Raw genomic sequence first — 21690 nt, 5'->3', positions numbered from 1 at the left:
TATGGCTTTATTATCTTCATTAGGGAATTACAAGGATTTAGGATTATTGCTGATGCGTATCGGCTTAGGATTGTTCTTTATAACTATCCATGGTTTTCCTAAATTATCAGGCGGTCCGGAAATGTGGACAGGAGTAGGTTCTGCAATGAGCAATATCAATATTCACTTTTTCCCGGCTTTCTGGGGTTTTATGGCTGCTCTTGCTGAAGGGCTTGGCGGATTGTTTTTATTGCTTGGACTGTTTTACCGTCCGGCTTGTATTTTCTTATTGTTCACCATGATCATGGCAGGTATCTATCATCTTTCTGCCGGAGATGGAATAGCAGTTGCCTCTCGTGCATTAGAAATGGCTATTGTTTTCTTTGGGTTGATATTTGTCGGTCCGGGTAAATACAGTCTTGATAAACGATAAAGCTATCGTTTATCAAGCTCTTGTCTATTGCATATCAAATAAGTGCTTTTCAGCATGGTATGATGAGCGGACTAATGGTCCGCTTTCTACATATTTGAATCCTATTTCTAAACCGATTTCTTTATAGCGGTTAAACTGTTCTGGTGTAATCCATTCAACTACCGGGTGATGGTTTTTGCTGGGTTGTAAGTATTGGCCCAAGGTTAATACATGAACTCCTACATTGTATAAGTCGTTCATTGCTTCAATAACATCTTCTTCTGTTTCACCGAAACCAAGCATAATACCTGATTTGGTACGTAATCCAGCTTCTGAAATGCGTCTTAGGCACTCAAGGCTGCGGTCGTATTTAGCTTGAATTCGTACTTCACGAGTTAAGCGGCGTACAGTCTCAAGGTTATGAGATACTACTTCTGGTCTAACGGCTAATACGCGATCCAGGTTTTCCCAGATCCCTCTGAAGTCAGGTATTAAAGTTTCTAATGTTGTATCCGGGCTTTCGCGACGGATGGCATTGATTGTTTCTGCCCAGATGGTTGACCCACCGTCTTTTAAATCGTCACGATCTACGGATGTGATCACACAGTGTTTCACTTCCATCAGGCGTACAGATTCAGCAACACGATTGGGTTCTTCTAAATCTACAGCCTTCGGTCTTCCGGTAGCTACCGCACAGAAAGAACATGAGCGCGTGCAGATATTTCCTAATATCATAAACGTAGCGGTTCCTGCTCCCCAGCATTCACCCATATTCGGACAGTTTCCACTTTCACAGATTGTATGCAGTTTGTGGGTATCTACCAAACTACGCACATGGCGATATTCTTTTCCCACAGGTAATTTAACACGTAGCCAATCAGGTTTGCGCTGTAATTGGTTTGCTGAAATAACTGGAAGTTCAATCATACTACAAAAGTAAAGATAATATTGTAATTTAGTGTGGTAGATAAACCAAGTGAACTTTAGAATTACCACGATTATTACATCATTATTATATTATGGCTACGATACGAAATGAATATTTAGGGGAATTACGCACAAGAGCAACCCATTTGAAATCAGGAAATTCGATAATTACAGATGCGCCGGTTGATAACCAGGGTAAGGGTGAAGCTTTTTCGCCTTCTGATTTAGTGGCAACAGCCTTGGGCAGTTGCATGTTAACGCTTATGGGCATTGCTGCCCGTACGCACGAGATTGAAATAGAGGGAACGAAGTTAGAAACCACCAAGGTTATGGGAACAGATCCTCGCAGAATAGTTAGGCTGGACGTTTCCTTCACTTTTCCGGCAGGAAAAAGTTATAGCGATAAAGAGAAAGCTATTTTGGAAAAAGCAGCTGTAACTTGTCCGGTTTACTATAGCTTAGACCCGGCCATAGAAAAAGATATTCAGTTTAACTGGTAAATTTTAAGGTGTTTACCGAGCTTATGCCGGAATTATTTTAAAGCTTTCGTCCTGTTTGGCAATGGTGGCTATGGATGTGTCATTGGCGTGGTAGAACAAGCACTTCCAATTGTTTTCGGCTGCTGAATTTGCATATTGCTCTCTTAATTCCATGGCTTTCCGGCCATCGTAGTCGTATTTTGCCATAAATTGACGCAAGGCTTGTTCGGGTTCAGGCCATTCATCTCCTCCGTAGAAAACAAGCTGGTCGTCTCCTTCAATATGGAAGACCTGGTGAGCCTTGGTATGCCCTCCACTTAATTCATAACGGATATAGTCGTTTAATTGTCCGTTGCCTTCAACAAATTGAACTTGTCCGCTGCGTTGAAGCACATCGAACACTTCAGTTCGATAAGAAGAAGAGTTTCCGCTGTAGGCTTCTTCCCACTCTTGGCGTTGAATAACATATTCTGCATTGGGGAAGGTAATTTCCAGCTTTCCATCCTTTTCGAAAACCATTCCTGAAGAATGATCTTGATGGAGATGAGACATCAGTACTAGATTAACATCGGATGGATCAAAGCCCTCTTTTCGAATATTGGAATGGATTAAAAGTTCTCCGTTCCGGTGTTGCCCAAGGCCGGTATCAATTACAATAAGATCGTTATTGTGTTGAACCAGGAAGGGTTGTACGTGAATAAATAGTGAGCCCTTTCTGTCTTTTTTATCATCTGTTTTTGGATCAAAAGGAATGAATTTTTTATCTATACCTACTGAATAATATCCTTCATGTAATGAGAAAGTTTGCATAAGAGTGTGTTTTGATTCGTTGTTAATACGGCTCACATGACGTATATTTACCAAAATTGTATTACAAATATATGCAAAAAAGATGGGTAGAACAGGTTCTGCTTTATCCTAAGAAGGTAGAGGAGCTCTGTAAATCTTTAGGTATCAGCCGGGTTTTAGCACGTTTATTAACGAACAGAGAAATTCAAAGTTACCAGGATGCTGAACACTTCTTTTGCCCGGAACTTGAGCATCTTCACGACCCTTTTTTAATGAAGGATATGGATAAAGCTGTATCCAGAATTGAGGAAGCCCTGAAAAAAAATGAAAAAATCTTGATTTATGGCGATTACGATGTAGATGGTACTACAGCGGTTGCTTTGGTTTATAGTTTTTTCAGAGAGTTTTATAACAAGCTTGATTTTTATATACCCGACCGTTATTCGGAGGGCTATGGCATTTCTACTGAGGGCATTGATTATGCTTATGAGCATGGTTTTTCTCTTATCATTGCATTGGATTGTGGTATAAAATCAATGGATAAGGTGGCTTATGCTAACTCAAAACAAATTGATTTCATTATTGCCGATCATCATAATCCGGATGATGCATTACCAGAAGCAATAGCTATTCTGGATCCGAAACGGGCAGACTGTATCTATCCTTTTAAGGAGCTATCAGGAGCCGGAATAGGTTTTAAGCTTATTCAGGCTTTTGCACAAAGTAATTCAATTCCGAAGGATAAGGTTTATTGTTACCTGGATTTGGTTGCGGTTAGTATCGCTTCTGATATTGTTCCAATTGTTGGAGAAAATAGGGTTCTTACTTATTATGGACTTCAGAAGTTTAATTCAAATCCCTGTGTGGGACTGGCTGCTCTTATTGAATTATCGGGCAATAAAACGGGGTTTACTGCACGCGATTTAGTTTTTCAGATAGGTCCGCGGATTAATGCTGCAGGGAGGATAAAGCATGCACGGGATGCTGTTTTTCTTTTGATATCACGAAGTGCAGAAGAGGCAAGGGAGTTTAGCGAGCAGATTGATGTACAGAATAGTGAACGCAAAGATTTTGATAGTCGGATTACCGAAGAGGCGCTTGCGATGATTGATGAAAGCGAGGAACTTCGGCATCGAAAAACTACGGTTGTTTATAAAGAGGATTGGCATAAAGGGGTGATTGGCATAGTAGCTTCGCGTTTAACAGAGAAATATTATAGGCCTACAGTTGTATTGACCCGCTCTAATGGGATGGTATCTGGCTCTGCAAGATCCGTTTTAGGTTATGATCTGTATGAAGCATTAAATCAATGTAGTGAGCTTTTTGAGCAATTTGGAGGACATAAATATGCAGCAGGCTTATCTATGCTGGAGGAAAATGTAGGAGCATTTCAGTCTCGTTTTGAAGAAATTGTAGCTGCCAATATTCCATTACAATTACTGACTCCCGAATTGTTGATTCATGAGGTTCTTAATTTAGAAGAAATAGATGGTAAGTTTTTTAGGATATTAAAACGCTTTGCACCTTTTGGGCCTCAAAATGAAACTCCATTGTTTTTGAGTAAAGGAGTTAACTTATTGGGTTATGCAGATGTTGTAGGAAAAGATCATTTAAAGATGCGGGTGGTTCAGGGAGCTTCTGCTGCTTTTGAATGCATTGGTTTTGGTTTAGCAGAAATGCATTCGCTTGTTAGCAAGGGCATGCCATTTGATATTTGCTATTCAATTGAAGAGAATGTATGGCGGGATAGAAGATCAATCCAATTAAATATTAAGGGAATTAAAATGGCTGAATATTCAACTGAATCGGTAAATTAGCGACGTAATATGATTTTAAGAGCGGAACATTTAGTAAAGAAATATAAGCAGCGTAAGGTTGTAGATGATGTCTCATTTCAGGTTGAGCAAGGAGAAATTGTGGGTTTATTGGGACCGAATGGAGCTGGAAAAACAACTTCTTTTTACATGATCGTGGGTTTGGTAAAACCTACTTTGGGCCGCGTATTTTTAGGAGATGAAGATATTACGGGTGATGCCATGTATCGCAGAGCTCAAAAGGGGATCGGTTATCTGGCTCAGGAAGCCTCTGTATTCAGAAAGCTTTCTGTAGAGGATAATATTCTTGCTGTACTTGAAATTCATTATAAAGACAAAGAGGAGCGGATGGCAAAGCTGGAGGAGCTTATTGGTGAATTTAGTTTAAATAAAGTGCGTAAAAACAGAGGAGATTTGCTTTCCGGGGGAGAGAGGAGGCGTACAGAAATTGCCCGTGCCCTGGCGGCCAACCCTAATTTCATTTTGCTGGATGAACCCTTTGCCGGGGTCGATCCTATTGCAGTGGATGAAATTCAAACTATTGTTTATAAATTGAAGCATCGTAATATTGGTATTTTAATAACCGATCATAATGTTCAGGAAACTTTATCCATTACCGATCGGGCTTATTTACTAACTGAAGGTCGTATTATGTTAACCGGTACTCCACAAGAAATTGCAGTGAATGAGATGGCGCGAACGTATTATCTGGGTCAGCATTTTGAGTTAAAAATTAAAAAACGTTAGCGAACAGAATGGCGATTGTTAATTCGATCCTTAAGTGGATAATGAAAAAGCGCATGCATCAGATTGAGCTGTTTAAAAAATATCCAAATGAGGTTCAGGAGGAATGGCTTCACGATCTGATAGCAGCTGCCCAGGCCACAGAATGGGGTAAGAAATATGATTATGAATCTATTTCAAGTCCGGAGGTATTTAAAGAACGTGTACCCATTCAGAATTACGATACTCTAAAGCCCTACATAGAAAGAATGTTAAAGGGGGAGCAGAATATACTGTGGCCTTCGCCGATTAAATGGTTTGCTAAATCATCGGGCACTACCGCGGATAGAAGTAAGTTTATACCCGTTAGTGAGGAGGCATTGGAAGATTGCCATTATACAGGAGGTAAAGATTTATTGAGTATCTACTGTCATAACAGACCAGATAATGCTGTTTTTGAAGGAAAAGGCCTTGTTTTGGGAGGAAGCCATCAGATTAATGAGATAGGTAAAACTTCATCGGGTGACCTATCTGCTATTATTGTTCAGAATCTTCCCTTTTGGGCAGAGTACCATCGTTTCCCGGATATTGAATTAACATTGAATCCTAATTTTGAAGAGAAAATAGAGAAGATTGCGCATCAGGCTTTAAATGAAAATATTACCAGTATTTCTGGTGTTCCTACCTGGAATATTGTATTGGCAAAGCGGATACTTGAAATTTCAGGGAAGTCTAATCTGCTGGAGGTATGGCCTAATTTAGAGTTCTACTTTCATGGCGGAGTGAGCTTTAAACCTTATCGCGAACAGTTTGACCAATTAATACCTTCTGAGAATATGTATTATATGGAAAACTATAATGCTTCGGAAGGTTATTTTGCTATCCAGGATCTTCCTGATTCGGATGAAATGCTCTTGATGCTGGATTATGGTATCTACTTTGAGTTTTTACCTATGGAGAATCTCTTGGATGAACACCCTAAAACTAAGAATCTGAGCGAGGTTGAATTGGGAAAAAACTATGCGATTATTATTTCTACTAATGCAGGATTATGGCGATATATGATTGGAGATACCGTAAAGTTTACTTCTTTATCTCCATACCGTATCCAGGTAAGTGGAAGGACCAAGCAATATATCAATACTTTTGGCGAAGAGCTTATTGTGGATAATGCTGATGATGCAATTCGTGCTGCCTGTAAGGCAACAGGCGCCATTGTGAAAGATTATACTGCCGGACCTGTTTATTTTAAAGATAAAGAAGCAGGTGCACATGAATGGGTTATTGAATTTGAAAAACAGCCGGAAAGTGCCCCACACTTTTTTGAGGTGCTGGATAAAGTATTGAGGCAGGTTAACTCAGACTATGATGCAAAACGCGTCAGTAATTTAGCTTTGAAAGAACCTATTATCCATATAGCCAAAGAAGGCACCTTTTATAATTGGATGAAGAAGCGTGGAAAGCTCGGCGGACAGAACAAAGTTCCACGCTTGTCAAATGACCGCGTTTTTCTGGATGACGTTTTAGCAATGATCGCCGAGAATTCTTAAAAAGCCTTTGCTCTTATTCTATTTTTTTGCCGGTTTTGATGGTTCCTTCTTCGGAAATAAAAGCGATAGAATAATACTTCCTGCTAATATAGTAACAATCACTATGAGCGAATGTGAGGTTGTAAAGCCAATACTTTCTAAAGGTGTATGTAATAGCATTTTTGCTCCGATAAATACCAAAAGGAAAGCTAGTCCGGCTTTTAAGTAATGGAATTTATGGATTACATTTACTAAAAGGAAGAACATGGATCTTAATCCAAGTATGGCAAAAATATTAGAGAAGAATACGATATAAGGGTCTTGAGTTACTGAAAAGATCGCTGGAATGGAATCGACTGCAAATATGATATCGGTTGACTCTATCATCAATAATACAAGAAAAAGAGGTGTTATAAACCTTTTCCCATCTATGTTATGAAAGAAATGATCGCCAATAAAGTTGGGCGTTACAGAGAAATGCTTGGATGCGAATCGTACTATTTTATTCTCTTGCGGATCCATGGTTTCTTCTTCGTTTCTTTTAATAAACATCATGATTCCTGTATAAACCAGGAAGATGCCGAAAACGTATAAAATCCAATCGAAACGGCTGATTAATGCTGCTCCTAAGAAGATAAAGATAAAACGGAATATTAAAGCTCCCATTATTCCCCAAACTAATACACGGTGGTAATATTTAGGGTCAACTCCAAACGAGCTGAAGATCAAAACCATAACAAAGATATTATCTACTGAAAGAGCATATTCTACTACATAACCTGTGAGGTATTCGAGAGCGAGGTTGTTGTTGTAAATTCTTAAACTTGCTGCAAGGTCATCCGGGATCAATTGAATGTTATGCATGTGCTTTTCTGTAATGGCTACAAGGGTTTCAAAGTCTTGAATGTTGTGTAGCTCATTTCCCCAGATGCGGAGTATAACATAAAATATGAGTGCAAAAGTTACCCAAACGGTACTCATTATTGCGGCTGCTTTAAAGCTGATGGCTTCGTTCTTTTTACTGAAGAGACCGAGGTCAATAGCAAGCATGAGAGCGATAAATATTAGAAATCCACCAAAGAAAAGAAGTTCATGTGTCAGAAAAGAAGAATCCATTTTTTATTTTTTACGCTCTGTTGTAAATTGTACTAATTGTTGAAGTCCTGTACGGTATTCACTTTCAGGAAAGGTGTCTAATATCCTGAAGGCCTCGTCTTGATATTCAAGCATTTTTTCGTGGGCGTATTGCAAGCCACCGCTTGATTTTACAAAGTCAATTACCTCTTTCACCTTTTTTGAATCTTCACTGTGGTTTTTCACCAGGTTAATAAAGTAACGTTTTTCAGCTTTTTTAGTTTGTTTGAGGGCATGGATCAAAGGCAGTGTAAGCTTTTTTTCTTTGATATCATTTCCTAAGGGTTTTCCTACATCATCGATTCCAAAATCGAATAGATCATCTTTTATTTGAAAGGCAATGCCGATCTTTTCTCCTAATTGACCCATTCGTTGGATAACCTCTTCGTCTGCAGTTACTGATGCGGCTCCGCATGCACAGCAAGAAGCGATAAGAGATGCTGTTTTTTTACGGATAACTTCAAAGTAAACAGCCTCATCAATATCAAGACGCCTTGCTTTCTCCATTTGCAATAATTCACCCTCGATCATTTGTTCCATTGCTTCTGAAATTATCTTGAGAAGCTTGAAGTCATTGTTTTTGATCGAAAGCGTAAGTCCTTTTGATAATAGGAAGTCGCCTACAAGTACTGCAACTTTATTTTTCCAAAGAGCGTTGACAGAGAAGAAGCCTCTTCGTTCATTGGAATTGTCGACAACATCATCGTGAACCAGCGTGGCTGTGTGTAATAATTCAACCAATGCTGCACCCCGATGTGTTGCGTCATTGATAAGGCCACAGTTACCTGCTGCAAAAAACACAAACATCGGTCTGATCTGCTTTCCCTTCCTTTTAACAATATAATGTGTTATACGATCTAGAAGGGGCACTGAGCTCTGCATGGACTGCTTGAACTTGCCTTCAAATAGATCAAGTTGTTCAGCAATGGGTTTTTTTATCTCACCGAGTGTCAACATGTTTGCAGAGTAGTGCTTGAAATTTTTCAGCACAAACATAACGAATTTTATAGAAAGGGACTTTATGTACGTAAAATTTTACTTGGGCATAAGTCTCTTGATGGTTATGATAGTTGTGCTTTTTTAAACCACAAAGAAACATTCAGGATACTGTAGATTTACAGTTATTAATAATATCTGCAATTTCTGCAGGTGTTGCAATATGATCGACCACCTTTTTGGAAATTGCTTTTGCAGGCATATAGGGTACTTGTGAAGTAGCCGGATCTTGAGCTATGCAATAACCTCCTTGTGATTGGATGGCCTCAAGTCCGCGTATGCCATCTGAGTTTGCTCCTGAAAGGAGAATGCCCATCGTATGGTTTTTATAAACGTCTGCAGCGGTTATAAAAGTGAGATCAATGCTTGGTCTTGAAAAGTTAACTTTCTCTGAAGCATCAAGCGAAAAAGAATGATCTTTTTCTACGAATAGGTGATAGTTGGCTGCTGCAATATATATTACGCCAGGCTTTATCTTTTCTTTATCTTCAGCTTCTTTTATAGGAAGAGAACTTTTTAAGGCTAGAAGGTTGATCAGTATTTCTGGATTAGGGGTAGCTTTCCTATGGAAAATAATGACAATGGAAGTGGACAGGTCGGACCTGAGCCTTGGAAGGATTTCGAGAATAACCTGCAGGCTGCCAGCTGATCCTCCTATTGTAATTAGATCAGCTATCATGTTTCCTCCATATCTTTTCTTTTGTGTCTACTTGTTTGTATTTTGGAGAAATGCCGGAAAAGCGAAGGGTTTCTTTTGTACCCATGGCTAGATATCCCAGGTTATCCAAACTTTTGTCTATCAGATCAAGTACATGACTCTGGAGGTGTGTATTAAAGTAGATCAATACATTTCTGCATAATACTAATTGAAAACTATTGAAAGAAGAGTCAGAAACCAGGTTATGGGTTGAGAAAACTACTTTCTTGCGAAGTGCTTCATTAAATATAACGACATCATATTTTGCAGAATAATAGGATGAGAAATCTTCATACCCGCCGCTGGCCAGGTAATTCTCAGAATATTGTTTGATTGACTTCAAAGAGAAAATCCCTGATTTTGCTTTTTCCAGCACTCGGGGATTTAAGTCAGTAGCATAAATTAAACTCTTGTGTAAAAGATTGGCCTCTTTTAATAAAATTGCGATTGAATATGCCTCTTCACCAGAGGCGCAGCCCGCGACCCATATTCTAATAAAAGGATAGGTGCCTAAGGTTGGAATGATATGTTGTCTAAGGTATTTAAAGAACTCAGGATCCCGAAACATTTCTGTAACGTTTACTGTAATTTCTTCGATGAATCGTCTTAAATAGAAACTATCATGGATTAAACGATAATGCATTTCTGCAAAACTTGGAAATTTATCAATGGTAATAAGCCTAATTAACCTCCTTTTCATAGAAGCACGGCTATAGTCTGAAAAATCATAGCCATGTGCTCGGTGTAAATCTATTAATAGAATCTCAATGTCCTCATCTCTAACTGTTTGTAATTCCATTATCTAAGTAGTGGTTAATTTTATTTATCAGTAAATCAATGTCTACTGGTTTTGGCAGATAGTCAGATGCTCCTGCCAACAGGCATTTCTCTTTGTCGCCAGACATTGCTTGAGCAGTTACTGCTATAATGGGTATATCTTTTAAAGTTTTTTCAGCTTTGATCTTGCTTATTGCTTCATAGCCATCCATATCCGGCATCATCATATCCATCAAAACTATGCCAATTTCTTCGTTTTCTAATAAGTGATCTATGCCATCTTGAGCAGACTGTGCAGGTATACAAATAAAACCTCTTGACTGAAGTACAGCGCGTAGTGCAAAAGTGTTTTTTGAGTCATCGTCAACGACTAAAATTTGTGTTTTCATACGTAAAACTAAGGGTTCCAGCTTGTTTAATTAATTATATAACCATACTCTTAATAAAGAAATTAACTGATCAATATCTACAGGTTTTGATATGTAATCGGATGCGCCTGCACGAATACATTTTTCACGATCGCCTATCATTGCTTTTGCTGTAACCGCTAAAATTGGCAGGTTAGCCATTTTAGGGTTTTTGCGGATACGTGTAGTCGTTTCATAGCCATCTAATTCGGGCATCATCATATCCATTAAGATTATATCAACTTCGTCCTGATGGGCTTCAAGAATCTCCAAGGCCTCTTTTCCGTCATTGGCAGATAACACTTTCATGTTATTGCTTTCTAATGCCTTGGTTAATGAAAAGATATTACGAATGTCATCATCCGCAATTAATACAGTTTTTCCTTCAAGGATTTCGTTGAATCTTCCTGTTTTTCTGGAAGGCTTAGTTTTTCCTTCGGCTACTTTATTTTCTTCTATCAGGTGTAGAAAAAGTGTCACTTCATCAAGTATTCGTTGATAAGAATGTGCTGTTTTTACTACAATAGAATCGGCATATTGCTTAATTTTTTGTTCTTCAATACGGGATAGATTTTTACCGGTAAAGATAATGATCGGTAGATTTTCTAAACCCGGGTTGTCTTTAATTGTTTCCAGCGTTTTATACCCTTCTTCATCTGGAATTCCCATATCCAGGATAACACAATCTATTTTATCGCCTTGCAGTGCGGAAACTCCATCCTGGATATTTTCTTTAATCTCAGCTTTTACATTGAAGCTGTCCAGATACTGTGAAAGGGCTTGAGCATGCTTTGGGTTTTCCTCAATAATCAATACTTTTTTAGGCCCTTTTGATAGTGCTTTTTCTAGTTTAATGAATATTTCATTCATTTGCTCAAAGGCAACCGGCTTATTGATAAAGTCGATGGCCCCTTTTCGAAGACTCTCTTTCTTTATTTCATAGGATGACATCATATGAACAGGGATATGACGCGTTGAAGGGTTTTCTTTTAATTCACTCATAACCTGCCACCCATCCTTGATAGGTAATTGCAAATCGAGTAAAATGGCTTGTGGGTTATATTTAAAAGCTAATTCTACTCCATAATCACCTCTTACTGCAACAAGGCCTTTATAGCCCTTCTTTCTAGTAAAGGAAAGTAGAGATTTCGCAAAAGATGGATCATCTTCAATGATCAGAATGACATTATCTCCTTTTTTGATCTTATCTCTATCGTCAGGAATCTCCTCTGGAATAACTGAAGCAATGTAGGTTTGCTCACCTTCCCCCTCATCGATCTCTTCTCTAATAATGGTATCAACAGGTTTGACGTCTGGGACGGCAGTTATTCCACTTTTTCTATTCTGCGAGAGTTTATTTATATCAATTGGAATCGTTAAAGTAAATTCACTTCCAGTACCTACTTTACTTTTTAATGTAAGAGTGCCACCTAAAAGTCTTGCTAACTCTCTACTAATTGCAAGGCCTAAACCAGTTCCTCCATATTTTCTGCGCGTAGAGCCATCTGCTTGTTGGAAAGCCCCAAAGATGTGTTCTTGTTTTTCCGGAGCAATTCCAATACCTGTGTCTTTTACAATTACATCAATGAAATCCGGGTCGGCTGTGTTTGGTTCAATGCGCAGCTGAATATACCCTTTAGCAGTAAATTTAAGAGCATTTGAAAGTAGGTTCTTGAGAATTTGTTCAAGACGGGAGCGGTCGGTGGTTATTGATCTTGGTGTACTTCCACTCACAGAGAATTGTAAATCCAGTTGTTTCTCTTTAGCCATTTCTCCAAACAGCGAGCGCATTCTTAAGACGATTTCATCAATCTTTTCTAACTTGAACTCAACACTCATCTTTCCTGCCTCAATCTTAGATAGGTCTAGAATCTCATCAATTAACGATAATAAACCCTTTCCCGAAGTTTGAATAACTTCTGCATATTCTACTTGATCCGGACTAAGGTTATTCGTTCCGTTTTCACTTAAAAGGCGTGAAAGAAGTAAGATAGAGTTTAAAGGGGTTCTGAGTTCATGCGACATATTTGCCAGGAATTCAGATTTATAGCGTGTGCTTAATTCTAATTCTTCTGCTTTCTTTTGGATCTCCAGATTACGCTCAATAATAAGATGATTACGGTCTTCTAATAAATTACTTCTTTCCTCTAATTCCTGATTAGCTTGTAATAACTCTTCTTGCTGTACTTTTAATTCTTCTTCCGAAGCCTGTAATTTTTGTGTTTGAGCTTCTAATTCTGTATTGAGATTTTCTAGTTCGCTGTGTTGTGTTTGTAATTCTTCTGTTTGTGTTTGTGTTTCTTCCAAAAGTTCTTGTAGCCGAACTCTCGATTTCATGCTTTGGAATGTACTTGCAATATTTACTGCTACTTGCTTAATGAAATCTACTGAAGCGTTATGAAAGGAAACAAAAGAAGCGATTTCCATAATACCTTCTACTTGGCCGTTTTGAACAAGTGGTATAAGAAATAAATGAGTTGGCTGAGATTTCCCCATACTGCTTCCTATTGCAAGATAGTCTTCAGGTACATGATCTATGATAATAGGTTTCATGTTTTTTGCAGCTGTACCTAAACGGTTCTGACCCAGTCTAATAACCTTAGGAATTAAATTATTGTTAATGGCTGCATAACTGCATTGAAGTTCTAAGGTATCTGTATAATTATGAAGGTAAAGAGTACCAATGTCGGCATTTAAGTAGTTTACTAAGGATGCTAATACGGCACTACAGGTCTCTTCAAGGTTTTTTCTACCTATTAATACACTATTGATGGTTGATAAGCCAGTTTGTATCCAGATTTCATTTTCTTTAGATGCAGAGAAGCTTTTAAGCGATTCGTTCATCTTTAAAATAGACTGGCCTAGTTTATCTTTTTCACCTCTGGCATTAAACTCGGTATTGAAATTGTTTTTCCCTATTTCCTCTGCTGCTTTAGCTATTTTTATATTGTTTTTGTCGATTTGAATAAACGATTGGGCTAGCCTTCCAAGAGCATCATTTGGATACGGAGGCAGATCAATTCCTGTTTCACCAAGGGCTATTCTATAAGCTTCTTTCTTTAATTTATTAATCTGTTCGGTCGTAGATTTAATAGCAAAGAAGATAATTATGGATATTAAAAGAGCTATAAGTATTAAGGCGATAAGAAGAGTTCTCTGTTCCTGAATATTGTCTTGATACATTTGTAATGTATCTGTTTGTATATTAGTTAAGATACCTTGATGCATATTTTTTAGAGCATCCATTCCTGCGGCGGAAGTTCGCCACCATTCTTCTGCATCAATTGGATTTTCGATCTCATTTGTTTCTGTGATCGTATCAAAGAAGTTTAACGTCGGATTTAAGACTGAGCTCTCTCGTAACTTATTATAATTATTAACGATTTCTTTATCTCCATTTGTTAAAAGTTCATATTCGTAGGATTTGAATAGAGCATAGTTTTTTTGGAAATCGAGTAAAGAGGGTGTTATCGATGGATTATTGATAAGTTTCAGGTAGATCTCTAAACGCATCAATGCAATCAAATTAGTCATTTCTGATAAGGCTGCACTGGCTTCTAATTTATTGTTAGATCTTTGAATTAAAAGAGGATTGTCGGTTCTGATATTGACAATTCCTTGCAAACGGTCAATTAAAAGTTGATAATTTGATAGTATTTCATTTGCGGTAATACTGTCGCTATCCACTCTTCTTCTCCACTCTCCTAACTCATCAATAAAAGTAAACTTCTTATAGTCGTCTGTAAAGCCATCATTTGAGAGCTTCTCTAGTTCACTAAAAGCAATGTCTGATCTTTCTCTTTGGCCATTTATATTACTGTTGTTTTCCCTTTTTAATATAAAGCTTAAACTGAAGCGTCGCTCTTGTTGTAATTCATCAATTAGATTGTTGGTAGCAATTGTACTATTTAGGCGTGTTATAAAGTTATCTGTGCTAGTGATCCTGATCTGTTTTTCTGCCTGAATAATATAAAAATAATAGAATAGTGCTAGCAGTGGAATAACTGCACTAAAAAGCAATTTTAAATGTAATGGGATTTTGTTGAATAGCTTTCTCATTTATTGAAATGATTTATTAGTATCTAAGTATTCTTTATTGGAAGATTGAAAAAGAAAGTGGATCCTTTTCCCAGCTGACTGTTTACCCCACAAATTCCATTATGGCGTTGAATGATCTCGCGACAGATATAAAGTCCTATGCCTAAGCCCTGGAAGCGATTGGAAGATTCTTCTACCCGAAAGAATTTCTCAAAAAGCTGATCTTGTAATTCTTTCGAGATACCAATCCCCGAGTCTGAAACGCGAATTTCTAAAGTATCTTTTGTGATGATAGATTCAACTTCTATTTCTCGTTTATCTGGCGAGTATTTAATAGCATTGGTTAAATAGTTTACAACCACCTGTTCAAGGCGCATTTCATCTCCAAGGAAAATCAAATCAGCAGATCCTTTTCTGATTATAGAGTGCTCCGGGAAGATGTGCTGAATATTTTCGACAGCATTGTTGAGCATATCTTGAAAAGAAAAGGGGCGTATATTAAACTTCATCTTTCCACTTTCCATATTGGATATGTCTAATAGATCTGAAACTAAGTCGCCTAACTTATTGATCTGAAAACTGGCCTTTGAAATGTATGTCTTGAGGTCTTCGTTATTTTCTTTGTTAATGATGCGTTCTAATAGTTGGATATAGCCCCGCATACTCGTTAAAGGAGTTTTTAGTTCATGACTAGCGATGCTTATAAACTCATCTTTCTTTTTCTCAAGTAGTTTTCGCTGTTCAATCTCCTTCTTTAAAGATTTTTGTATTTGTTTTAGTTGGTTATTTTGTTCGAATAATCGATTGAAGGTTTTTACTTTTAGTAATAGAATATCAGGGTCGAAAGGTTTAGTTATGTAATCTACCGCTCCTGATTGATAGCCGCGGGTAATAAACTCTTTGTCGATATTTACTGCAGAAAGGAATAGGATGGGGGTGTCTTTTGCTTTACTATAATCCAGTATAGTTTCTGCTACTTCAAAGCCATCCATTCCGGGCATTTGAACGTCTAAGATTATTAACGAATAAATCGTTTTTAATACCTTTCGTAATGCTTCTTCTCCAGATGATGCACTATCAACACTAAAGTTATTGTGCTCTAAAAAGCCACGTAAGGACACCAAATTTTCGGGCTTATCATCTACAATTAGTATCATACCGATTTAAATATGTGAAATACGTTTAGGATTGGTTTAAGCTAGTAACAATTTTACAAAAAACTAGTGACAAAAAAGATTAAATGAGAATAATTTAAAACACAAAAAGGGAAACCTGAGTTTCCCTTTTTGTGTTTTAAATATGGATTTCTTACAGAATCAAGATAAGTAATAGAATAATAATGATAATTGCTCCTACAGAAAGATAAACTCCCCCCTGTCCGAGTGCCCTCGCTTCTTTATTCATTTCACGTAATTCCTTTTTTAGCTCTTTTCTGCCTTGTTTACTCAATTCAGATTTATCCAGCTCTTTAATTTCCTTTACACGTTCTCGCATTTCATTCATGCGAATGGTTATTTCTTCGTCTGTATAAGTTTTAGCAGGATTATCAGGAGCTGTTGTAGCGGCTGAAACCGAAGAACTAAATGTAAAAGCTAACAATAGTACTGTTAATAGGGAATAAATTTTTGCTTTCATGACAAATCTTTTAAGTGAGAAAATGTGTTTTTAATATAAAAGAGAAATACGTTGTCATTTGTTTTAAAACCTTCCAACTATTTTGACTTTATGAAACTTTTCACAATGATAGTCGAACGCTGAACAGTTGTTTTTATATGTTTTTCATGATCGAATGACCAAGCTTATCGCGTTTTGTACGTAGATACAATTCATTATGCTTGTTAGATTTGATCTCTAGGGGTACGTTTTCTACTACCTCTAAACCATAACCAATCATTCCAGCTCTTTTCTTAGGATTGTTAGTCATTAAACGCATTTTTGTAACACCCAGATTCCGAAGTATTTGAGCGCCAACGCCATAATCACGTTCATCAGCTTTAAAGCCCAATTTTAAGTTAGCATCTACAGTATCTAATCCGTTTTCTTGAAGATTATAGGCACGAAGCTTATTAATTAAGCCGATACCTCTTCCTTCCTGGTTCATATAAACAATTACGCCTTTACCAGCTTTTTCAATCATCTCCATAGCGGCATGTAATTGCGCACCGCAATCGCATCTGCATGAGCCAAAAATATCACCCGTTACACAAGAGCTATGCACTCTTACCAAAATAGGTTCATTAGGTTCCCAAGATCCCTTGATCAGAGCCACATGTTGTTCACCTGTATTTTTCTGCGTATAAGCAGAAAGTTCAAAGTCGCCCCATGCCGTTGGCATTTTAACAGAAACTTCTTTTGTAATTAAAGAATCTTTATTCAAACGATATTCAATTAGATCTTCGATGGAAATGATCTTTAGATCAAACTTTTTAGCTATAAGTAATAAATCGGGTAGGCGAGCCATTTCACCGTCTTCTTTTAGAATTTCTATCAACACTCCTGCCGGTTCAAAACCAGCTAATCTTGCCAGGTCAATAGCAGCTTCTGTATGGCCGGTTCTGCGCAATACTCCACCATCTTTTGCACGCAAAGGGAAAATATGTCCCGGACGACCCAGCTCTTCTGGTTTAGTTTCTGGGTTTATAAGTGCTTTAACTGTCTTAGAACGGTCAGATGCCGAAATGCCTGTTGTACAGCCGTGGCCAATTAAATCAATAGAAACTGTAAAATTAGTTTCGTAAGCTGCTGTATTCTTACCTACCATTAAATCCAGTTTTAACTCATCACATCGCTCTTCGGTTAGCGGAACACAAATTAAACCCCGACCATGCGTTGCCATGAAATTAATTACTTCGGGCGTCGCATTCGCTGCAGCTGTCACGAAATCACCTTCATTTTCGCGGTCTTCGTCATCGACTACGATAACTACTTTTCCAGCTTTTATATCTTCAATCGCTTCTTGGATTGTATTTAAACGAATTGTCATAGATTATGGGTATTGAAAATTTGTACAAAAGTACGTTTTATGAATGTTTATTAGATAATATGACCGTCATTAAACTAAGCGGAGATTCGCTTTCTAAGCTTATCCCATAAATTTTTAAGGGTAAGCTTATATTGTTCAATATCAAATAAAGCAGAGTCTGTTGCCGCTTTGTAAGTTAAGAAAATTCCTAGAGGTGCCAGAATAATTATTGCAGTCCACATCCCTAATGTGGCATCCATATTTCCTTCTCGTGCAGACTTTTCGGCAAGTGTTGAAATTACATAATAGATCAGGAAGAAAATTATGGCCATCACAACAGGTAAACCCAGTCCTCCCTTTCGAATAATGGCTCCCAAAGGTGCGCCAATTGAGAAAAATACCAGACAAACTACAGATAGGGTGAACTTCCTTTGATACTCCATCAAATAACGTCTGATTGAGCTGGAATATTCATTGTCAATGGTTGATTTTATAGAAAGTACATCTTGTATATAGCGCACTTGACTTTGAGCCTCGGCAATGGCAATCATTCTGTTGTCCTCGGGAATAATTTCCAGAAGGTTGTTCTTGTAGTTAACCGGATCTGCAGCATTTTTGGCAGATGAATATTGAGAATATATCTTATAATAAGGCTCTAGCTCCTGAAATACCTCTTGACGTAAGCTATCATTGTAATGAGATATAGAATCGGCATAATATTCTAATTGCCTTAAATTCAGCATGGCATAATGGCTTTTGAAAAGGTTTTCATCTGTCCTTTTCATTTGAAATGCCGACATATCGAATTTCTGTTCTGTTTGGTCAAAATAATAACGCGTAAAAAGCTGTCTCGGATTGTATGTTCTTGATCCTGATGTTTCTTCATAACGAACTCCATCTTTAAGTTCAAGAACCATGTAATTATTATCCGGAGAATTGTACATTTTCCCTTCTTTAGCCATCAACACATTGGTGCCTGAGGTATTTGGCGTATGCTGATAGATAATAAGATCTTCGAGCTTGCTGCCCTTTTCACTCTTACTTTTTGCACGGATAGCGTAGCCCGGGATGCTATTGTTAAATACTCCCTCAGTTATTAAAAAGTCTGCTTTCTTTTCACGCACATCATACAAGAGAGAGCCCATCTTTAAATTGGCTATCGGAAGCATATAATCGCTAAATAAGAAAGCGCTCATGCTAAAAAGAGAAACGAATATAATTAAAGGCATCATTGCCTTTCTTAAGGAAATACCTGCCGCTTTAATTGCAGTAAGTTCAGAACTTTCCCCCAAATTACCGAAGGTCATGATGGATGAAAGCAGCATAGATAGAGGCAATGCCATCGCTACATTGGTTGCAGAAGCATACCAGAGTAATTGCAGAATGACATACCACTCGAAGCCTTTTCCTATAAGATCATCAATATATTTGAATAGAAAAAGCATCAAGAGTACGAACATTACGATAAAAAACGTAACGATGAAAGGCTTTATGAATGCCTTAAGTACAAGTACATGAATCTTTTTCACCTTGCAAAGGTAAGGAGAAATTTATGATTTAAGCACCTAAAACGCTTAGTAGATAGTCGATTTGGTTATCCCAAATTGATTTACGGTCTTCGAGATTATCCTCATATGCAAAGTCAGTTACGGCAAGTGCAACGTCATTTGTTAATTCGTCTTGAACAATTTCCAACTCAAAATAGTAAGGATCATCCTCTAACCATTTATAACGAACAAGCTTGTTTTCCCTTTCGTTCATTAATTTAGCTTTTCTGCTATCATCATGCCAAGTGAATGTGTATACATGTTCACGGGTTGATACCTCATCTGCAAACCACTGCGATAAGGCATTTGGCTCAATTAAAAAGGAGAACAGAATTTTGGGGGATGATTTTATTTCATATTCTAAATGGAATTTTATTTTCTCTGACATATATCTCTTGATCAATTAAAATGCAAAAATAGATTGTAAAGTTTTTTTCTAAAGAAAGGGAAATTAAACTATATTTGCAAACCGAAAAAGCAACCTTCTTTTTTGGGACATATGCTTAACCAGAACGTGCTTAATTATTATTAAGCGTATTGTTTGAAAGATAGCATTTTAATATGGCGGGGTAGCTCAGATGGTTAGAGCGCAGGATTCATAACCCTGAGGTCGGCAGTTCGATTCTGCTCCCCGCTACTAAAGGAGACACCATGTTATTACATAGTGTCTCCTTTTTTTATGTGCTAAAGAAAGCAGATACTTCTATTTATTTCGTCTTGATATTTGCTTTTAAGCCGTTAAAAAGCTTCAATTGTTCTTTCATACCAGTAATCCTGTCTGGAACTTCATTGGCTGCTTCCAGCAGTATCCATCCTTTATAGTTGATGCCTGCTAATGAATTTAACAATTCTTGATACGGATATTCTTCAACGTTTAATGAACGAACATGTACGGTGTCTCCAATCCATTCTTTTAACATATCAAAATTTCCTGCGAAACCGGGAGGCGCCAGATCCAGGTCATTGCTATTCCAGCATATTTTTACATTTTTCTCGTTCACCTGATCAAAGATTGCCTTCATATTGGGAATTTCAGCAGTAATAGGTCCGTGAACTTCCACCCTGACGAGCTGTCCGTAATCTTGCGCAAATTTACCCACTTCATTAAGCGAAGCAGCAATCTGAGCAATGGTTTTCTCTCTTGGAACACCAGCTGGCAAGGTATTAGGTTTTACTTTGATTCCCGTTGCGCCAATATCTTTGCAAAGTTTGATGTATTCTTTTGTCTGTTCAATATTTTCACGAAGCTTCGCCTGGTCTGGACTATGGTACTCGAAATTGGAGCCATAGCCTACACAAGTAACTGAACTATCAGCAAAGCGTTTTTTCACTTCTGCGCGCTGAATAGCGTTTAGGCTGGTTTCTACTCCATGCGCATGTTGTGTTCTGAGCTCCACGCCTAAAAAGCCTGTTTTCTCACAATTAGCAATCAGCGTTGGCAGGTCCCAGTCTTTTCCCCACTGGTAAGTAACCAGGCCCAGGCGCATTTGCTGCTCCTTCTGCATGGCAAAAACCGACAAAGGGTTGGTCATAGAGATACCGATACCGACGGCTAGGCTATTTTGTATAAAATCTCGCCTGGATAATTTGTTTTTCATAGCAATAGGTGCTTAATATAACTGGTATTACGCTCTAATGAACGGCGTAAATATTTAGATGGTCAATACACAATATTACTAAATGGAAATTACAAAGATGTTACATTAGGTCAAGAAAATCTGCGCAATCGTTGCCAAAGCATTGCTCATTTGCCTATCTATTAGTCTTTTAAAAATTGAGACCCTAAGAACTGTATTGGAAGAAGCGCTGTTAGTGAACGATAATACAATCGTCATAGCTAACAGAATTATGTAGAAAGATTGGTTTTAATTAAACAGTAGTCAAACAGTGGTTGAACAGTGGTTAAACAGTCCTTGAACAGTGGTAAAAGGACTGGTCAAAGACTGTACATCTTCTGTTCAAGGATTGTTTGGGTATGACTTGAATGGATAAAGGGGCTTTTAAGAGAGCCTGAACTATTTTACAAGTTTCTTAAGTGCTTTTATGCAGCCAAGGTGAAGGCCTTCATGAAAAGGTAAGAAGGTAATAGCATCATCGAGATCAGATATGCTATTTCCATAAGAGGTAGTCCAGGAGTCATAGCTCGTAAACAAGTTGTTTTTATAATCCTTTTCAAACTTCTCAATAGAGTAGATAAGAAGCTTTTTGATCTTTTCAATTTCCTCCTCGTTAACATATCCATCAGGACGTGTACCTTTCTGGTATTTGTCGAAAAATTCGGATGAGACAAGAGGGGTTTGTCCGCTTCTTGAATAAAGCATTCGCTGTTCGGAAGCCACCAGATGTGCTGCATTCCAAATAATATTGTTGTTGAATCCGGATGGAATTTCATTGAGCTGATCGGGTGAGAGATCTTGTATTGCAAGAAGTGTGGTAGTACGAATGTTGATTAGAAAACTGATGTTTTTCATAAGATTTAA

Annotated in this window: 20 protein-coding genes and 1 tRNA gene; 6 read left to right on the top strand and 15 right to left on the bottom strand. The window is 37.8% G+C overall.

What is annotated here, in order from left to right:
- Nucleotide 1: 1 nt before the first annotated feature.
- Entirely contained in the window at nt 2-412 is a 411-nt protein-coding gene (locus C8N28_RS06440) for a DoxX family protein (RefSeq protein ID WP_132222793.1), read from the top strand.
- 24 nt (nt 413-436) lie between these two features.
- Here C8N28_RS06440 and lipA read toward each other — a convergent pair whose 3' ends face one another.
- Nucleotides 437-1318, bottom strand: coding sequence for a lipoyl synthase (gene lipA, locus C8N28_RS06435; RefSeq protein ID WP_132222791.1), 882 nt, complete (start codon nt 1316-1318; stop codon nt 437-439).
- A 92-nt stretch (nt 1319-1410) separates the two neighbouring features.
- Here lipA and C8N28_RS06430 point away from each other — a divergent pair, with 92 nt between their 5' ends.
- Nucleotides 1411-1818 (top strand): OsmC family protein, encoded by a 408-nt coding sequence (locus C8N28_RS06430; protein WP_132222789.1) that lies wholly within the window; start codon nt 1411-1413, stop codon nt 1816-1818.
- Nucleotides 1819-1839: 21 nt separating this feature from the next.
- Here C8N28_RS06430 and C8N28_RS06425 read toward each other — a convergent pair whose 3' ends face one another.
- On the bottom strand, nt 1840-2607 hold the full coding sequence (locus tag C8N28_RS06425; protein WP_132222787.1) for an MBL fold metallo-hydrolase: 768 nt from the start codon (nt 2605-2607) through the stop codon (nt 1840-1842).
- Nucleotides 2608-2678: 71 nt separating this feature from the next.
- Between C8N28_RS06425 and recJ the strand changes: the two genes are divergently transcribed.
- Genes recJ through C8N28_RS06410 form a run of 3 tightly spaced genes read left to right on the top strand, consistent with a single transcriptional unit; the run spans nt 2679 to nt 6673 of the window.
- On the top strand, nt 2679-4403 hold the full coding sequence (gene recJ / locus C8N28_RS06420) for a single-stranded-DNA-specific exonuclease RecJ (RefSeq protein WP_132222785.1): 1725 nt from the start codon (nt 2679-2681) through the stop codon (nt 4401-4403).
- Nucleotides 4404-4412: 9 nt separating this feature from the next.
- Entirely contained in the window at nt 4413-5147 is a 735-nt protein-coding gene (gene lptB / locus C8N28_RS06415) for an LPS export ABC transporter ATP-binding protein (RefSeq protein ID WP_132222783.1), read from the top strand.
- A gap of 8 nt (nt 5148-5155) precedes the next feature.
- On the top strand, nt 5156-6673 hold the full coding sequence (locus C8N28_RS06410; RefSeq protein ID WP_132222781.1) for a GH3 auxin-responsive promoter family protein: 1518 nt from the start codon (nt 5156-5158) through the stop codon (nt 6671-6673).
- Between the two features lie 18 nt (nt 6674-6691).
- On the opposite strand, the gene C8N28_RS06405 is transcribed toward C8N28_RS06410, so the two are convergent.
- The 11 genes from C8N28_RS06405 to C8N28_RS06355 all read right to left on the bottom strand — a co-directional run bounded on the left by C8N28_RS06405 (nt 6692) and on the right by C8N28_RS06355 (nt 19598).
- A complete protein-coding gene (locus C8N28_RS06405; protein ID WP_317127319.1) occupies nt 6692-7768 on the bottom strand; it encodes a TerC family protein in 1077 nt (358 codons plus the stop codon).
- A gap of 3 nt (nt 7769-7771) precedes the next feature.
- A complete protein-coding gene (locus C8N28_RS06400) occupies nt 7772-8743 on the bottom strand; it encodes a polyprenyl synthetase family protein (protein ID WP_132224898.1) in 972 nt (323 codons plus the stop codon).
- 142 nt (nt 8744-8885) lie between these two features.
- Nucleotides 8886-9461, bottom strand: a complete 576-nt coding sequence (locus C8N28_RS06395) for a chemotaxis protein CheB (RefSeq protein ID WP_132222779.1) — start codon at nt 9459-9461, stop codon at nt 8886-8888.
- Entirely contained in the window at nt 9451-10281 is an 831-nt protein-coding gene (locus C8N28_RS06390) for a CheR family methyltransferase (RefSeq protein WP_394345265.1), read from the bottom strand. The genes C8N28_RS06395 and C8N28_RS06390 overlap by 11 nt, the downstream gene beginning before the upstream one ends.
- Nucleotides 10259-10645 carry a response regulator gene (locus C8N28_RS06385; RefSeq protein WP_132222775.1) on the bottom strand — a complete coding sequence of 129 codons (387 nt, stop codon included), beginning with the start codon at nt 10643-10645 and terminating at the stop codon, nt 10259-10261. Before C8N28_RS06385 ends, C8N28_RS06390 begins: the two co-directional genes overlap by 23 nt.
- A gap of 30 nt (nt 10646-10675) precedes the next feature.
- On the bottom strand, nt 10676-14722 hold the full coding sequence (locus tag C8N28_RS06380) for a response regulator (RefSeq protein ID WP_132222773.1): 4047 nt from the start codon (nt 14720-14722) through the stop codon (nt 10676-10678).
- A 23-nt stretch (nt 14723-14745) separates the two neighbouring features.
- Nucleotides 14746-15858, bottom strand: coding sequence for an ATP-binding response regulator (locus C8N28_RS06375; protein WP_132222771.1), 1113 nt, complete (start codon nt 15856-15858; stop codon nt 14746-14748).
- Between the two features lie 151 nt (nt 15859-16009).
- On the bottom strand, nt 16010-16336 hold the full coding sequence (locus C8N28_RS06370) for a hypothetical protein (protein ID WP_132222769.1): 327 nt from the start codon (nt 16334-16336) through the stop codon (nt 16010-16012).
- A gap of 133 nt (nt 16337-16469) precedes the next feature.
- Complete coding sequence (locus tag C8N28_RS06365; protein ID WP_132222767.1) at nt 16470-17684, bottom strand: bifunctional 3,4-dihydroxy-2-butanone-4-phosphate synthase/GTP cyclohydrolase II; 1215 nt, start codon at nt 17682-17684, stop codon at nt 16470-16472.
- 74 nt (nt 17685-17758) lie between these two features.
- The gene (locus C8N28_RS06360) at nt 17759-19192 is read right to left on the bottom strand and encodes an LptF/LptG family permease (protein WP_132222765.1); all 1434 of its coding nucleotides are present in this window, start codon (nt 19190-19192) and stop codon (nt 17759-17761) included.
- 28 nt (nt 19193-19220) lie between these two features.
- Nucleotides 19221-19598, bottom strand: coding sequence for an START-like domain-containing protein (locus C8N28_RS06355; protein ID WP_132222763.1), 378 nt, complete (start codon nt 19596-19598; stop codon nt 19221-19223).
- A gap of 175 nt (nt 19599-19773) precedes the next feature.
- On the opposite strand from C8N28_RS06355, the gene C8N28_RS06350 reads away from it, so the two are divergent.
- Nucleotides 19774-19847, top strand: a tRNA-Met gene (locus C8N28_RS06350).
- Nucleotides 19848-19917: 70 nt separating this feature from the next.
- On the opposite strand, the gene C8N28_RS06345 is transcribed toward C8N28_RS06350, so the two are convergent.
- Nucleotides 19918-20742 (bottom strand): sugar phosphate isomerase/epimerase family protein, encoded by an 825-nt coding sequence (locus C8N28_RS06345; RefSeq protein WP_221410212.1) that lies wholly within the window; start codon nt 20740-20742, stop codon nt 19918-19920.
- A 483-nt stretch (nt 20743-21225) separates the two neighbouring features.
- On the bottom strand, nt 21226-21681 hold the full coding sequence (locus C8N28_RS06340; RefSeq protein WP_132222759.1) for a DinB family protein: 456 nt from the start codon (nt 21679-21681) through the stop codon (nt 21226-21228).
- Nucleotides 21682-21690: the final 9 nt, after the last annotated feature.

The organism is Albibacterium bauzanense (assembly GCF_004339765.1).
GTDB classification, from domain to species: domain Bacteria; phylum Bacteroidota; class Bacteroidia; order Sphingobacteriales; family Sphingobacteriaceae; genus Albibacterium; species Albibacterium bauzanense.
This window is presented reverse-complemented; position numbering and strand designations above follow the sequence as displayed.

Bases quoted from the DNA above. Each gene is read 5' to 3' on its own strand.
- C8N28_RS06440 (WP_132222793.1), top strand. From the start codon at position 2: ATGGCTTTATTATCTTCATTAGGGAATTACAAGGATTTAGGATTATTG.
- lipA (WP_132222791.1), bottom strand. From the start codon at position 1,318: ATGATTGAACTTCCAGTTATTTCAGCAAACCAATTACAGCGCAAACCT.
- C8N28_RS06430 (WP_132222789.1), top strand. From the start codon at position 1,411: ATGGCTACGATACGAAATGAATATTTAGGGGAATTACGCACAAGAGCA.
- C8N28_RS06425 (WP_132222787.1), bottom strand. From the start codon at position 2,607: ATGCAAACTTTCTCATTACATGAAGGATATTATTCAGTAGGTATAGAT.
- recJ (WP_132222785.1), top strand. From the start codon at position 2,679: ATGCAAAAAAGATGGGTAGAACAGGTTCTGCTTTATCCTAAGAAGGTA.
- lptB (WP_132222783.1), top strand. From the start codon at position 4,413: ATGATTTTAAGAGCGGAACATTTAGTAAAGAAATATAAGCAGCGTAAG.
- C8N28_RS06410 (WP_132222781.1), top strand. From the start codon at position 5,156: ATGGCGATTGTTAATTCGATCCTTAAGTGGATAATGAAAAAGCGCATG.
- C8N28_RS06405 (WP_317127319.1), bottom strand. From the start codon at position 7,768: ATGGATTCTTCTTTTCTGACACATGAACTTCTTTTCTTTGGTGGATTT.
- C8N28_RS06400 (WP_132224898.1), bottom strand. From the start codon at position 8,743: ATGTTGACACTCGGTGAGATAAAAAAACCCATTGCTGAACAACTTGAT.
- C8N28_RS06395 (WP_132222779.1), bottom strand. From the start codon at position 9,461: ATGATAGCTGATCTAATTACAATAGGAGGATCAGCTGGCAGCCTGCAG.
- C8N28_RS06385 (WP_132222775.1), bottom strand. From the start codon at position 10,645: ATGAAAACACAAATTTTAGTCGTTGACGATGACTCAAAAAACACTTTT.
- C8N28_RS06380 (WP_132222773.1), bottom strand. From the start codon at position 14,722: ATGAGAAAGCTATTCAACAAAATCCCATTACATTTAAAATTGCTTTTT.
- C8N28_RS06375 (WP_132222771.1), bottom strand. From the start codon at position 15,858: ATGATACTAATTGTAGATGATAAGCCCGAAAATTTGGTGTCCTTACGT.
- C8N28_RS06370 (WP_132222769.1), bottom strand. From the start codon at position 16,336: ATGAAAGCAAAAATTTATTCCCTATTAACAGTACTATTGTTAGCTTTT.
- C8N28_RS06365 (WP_132222767.1), bottom strand. From the start codon at position 17,684: ATGACAATTCGTTTAAATACAATCCAAGAAGCGATTGAAGATATAAAA.
- C8N28_RS06355 (WP_132222763.1), bottom strand. From the start codon at position 19,598: ATGTCAGAGAAAATAAAATTCCATTTAGAATATGAAATAAAATCATCC.
- C8N28_RS06345 (WP_221410212.1), bottom strand. From the start codon at position 20,742: ATGACCAACCCTTTGTCGGTTTTTGCCATGCAGAAGGAGCAGCAAATG.
- C8N28_RS06340 (WP_132222759.1), bottom strand. From the start codon at position 21,681: ATGAAAAACATCAGTTTTCTAATCAACATTCGTACTACCACACTTCTT.